Annotated in this window: 1 protein-coding gene; it reads left to right on the forward strand. The window is 40.1% G+C overall.

Annotated features, from left to right (window positions below):
- Window positions 1–548 precede the first annotated feature (548 nt).
- Complete coding sequence (locus tag DB42_RS01345) at window positions 549–2,099, forward strand: leucine-rich repeat domain-containing protein (protein ID WP_052435886.1); 1,551 nt, start codon at window positions 549–551, stop codon at window positions 2,097–2,099.
- Window positions 2,100–2,360 lie beyond the last annotated feature (261 nt).

Consider the following 2,360-nt stretch of genomic DNA (forward strand, 5'->3'; position numbering starts at 1 on the left):
CCATTGTAGAATGGTTGTAAGTGCTTTTTAAATTGGAGTAAGCTAAAGTGAAATAAAAAACTGTTAGCCACCTTATCTTTAAACAAGTAATCCTCGTTTCTTCTCGCAACTAAGCAAGCTTAAACTAACCTACACATTTATAACGACAAGAAGTTTCTCTCTTTTTCTGCAGATTGCTATGGCTGGGAGAACAACTTTTCTTGATAGGAAGAAACTGGCGTATTGTATTTCATCATTCAGTAAAAGAATTAAAACATTGCATCAAAAAGAGCCGTTTTTCTCAAATAAAGCAAAGAATCAATCTCATTCTTTTAGCAACACCAAAATTGCCGCGTCACTTAATCCCCAAAACCTGTGGCTGCTCCTAAATGCTTAGAAGGTCTCCCCTCTTTCCTTAAATCTATCTTGGATTAAAGCGCCGGTAGATTATCTGTGAGTTGTTTTTCATTGATAAGGATACGAATTCGTTTGACTTGCTTTTTTAATATTTATATATTGTCTTTAAAAAATGAAAATTCTGAAAAGTTATCACTACCCAAGGAAATAAAATGCATCCTATCTCATCAATATCTATTGAAAGCTTGCCCAATGAATTGTTACTCCCTATCTTAGAGGCTTGCGTAGTTCCTTCCTTATTTAGCGTCTGTAAAAGATGGCATCATCTGCTGGCTTCTGAAGCGATGCCTTCTCTTTATAAAAAAATAGCCCGGCTTCATTTCCCCAGGAGGACTACCACTACTCAGCGAACTCTTATGTTAGCTAGAGTTTATCAACTCAATCCTGTACTTACCTCTACTGAAAAAGTTTATCAAATTTTTAAACAAGTTTTTACCTTAGCTAAATCTATTTCTCCTGTAGAATTTAAAGAGAAAACAGAAGAAAAAAGAGGCTTAACTCTGGCTAATTACTCTTCTTATCTCTTAAATATTAATCGCCTTTTACTTTGGAAAAAGCTTCCTGGTGGGGAAGAATACTTGAGCCGAGAAGAAATTAAGCACTTGCCTCTAGAAAAAAAAGGAGAGCTTCTTAGAGATTGGATTGAAGAAAATTGTAAAGACCTAACTTTGCTAAATTTATCTAAAGCAGGCTTGACTTATTTACCCCCAGAAATATGCCAATTATCTAAGCTGCAATGGCTTGAATTAAATCAAAACCAGCTCACCAGCCTGCCTACAGAAATCGGACAATTATCTCAGCTGCAAAGGCTTGAATTAAACCAAAACCAGCTCACTAGCCTTCCTGCAGAAATAGGGCAGCTGTCTCAGCTACAATTGCTTTACTTAAATCAAAACCAGCTTACCAGTCTGCCTGTAGAAATCGGGCAGCTGTCTCAGCTGGAAGCGCTTATCTTAAGCTTCAACCAGCTCACCAGCCTGCCTGCAGAAATCGAGCAGCTGCCTAAGCTGCAAGTACTTTACTTAAATCGCAACCAGCTCACCAGCCTTCCTGCAGAAATAGGGCAGCTGCCTAAGCTGCAAACGCTTAAATTAAATCAAAACCAGCTCACCAGCCTTCCTGCAGAGATCGGGCGATTGCCTCAGCTGCTAGATCTTGATTTAAGCCAAAACCAGCTCACCAATCTGCCTGCAGAAATCGGGCAGCTGTCTGAGCTGCAAACGCTTAAATTAAATCAAAACCAGCTTACCAGCCTTCCTGCAGAAATCGGTCAGCTGCCTAAGCTGCAAACACTTGAATTAAATCAAAACCAGCTCACCGCTCTGCCTACAGAAATCGGGCAATTGCCTCAGCTGCAAACGCTTGAATTAAATCAAAACCAGCTCACCAGCCTGCCTACAGAAATCGGGCAATTATCTCAGTTGCAAAGGCTTGAATTAAACCGAAACCAGCTCACCAGCCTGCCTGCAGAAATCGGGCGATTGCCTCAGCTGCTAGATCTTGATTTAAGCCAAAACCAGCTCACCAATCTGCCAGCAGAAATCGGGCAGCTGTCTGAGCTGCGAGCGCTTAACTTAAATCAAAACCAGCTCACCAACCTTCCTACAGAAATCGGACAGCTGTCTCAGCTGCAAGGGCTTCACTTAGCGGATAATCCTTTAAAAGATATTCCAGGAAAAATAAGGCAGCGTTTTCGATTGTAGAATGGTTGTAAGTACTTTTTAAGTTGAGGTGAGCTAAAATGAAATAAAAAACTTTTAGCCATCTTATTTTTAAACAAGTAATCCGCTTTCCTTCCCGCAACTAAGCAAGCTTAAACTAACCTACACACTTATAAAGACAAGAAGTTTTTCTCTTTTTCTGCAGATTGCTAGGCTGGGAGGACAACTTTTCTTGACAGGAAGAAACTGGCGTATTGGATTCCATCATTCGGTAGAAGAATTAAAACAAGGCGCCAAAAAGAG

It is taken from the genome of Neochlamydia sp. EPS4, assembly GCF_000813665.1.
Classification (GTDB): Bacteria; Chlamydiota; Chlamydiia; order Chlamydiales; family Parachlamydiaceae; genus Neochlamydia.

Coding starts and splice junctions, on each gene's coding strand:
- DB42_RS01345 (WP_052435886.1), top strand. CDS start 549: ATGCATCCTATCTCATCAATATCTATTGAAAGCTTGCCCAATGAATTG.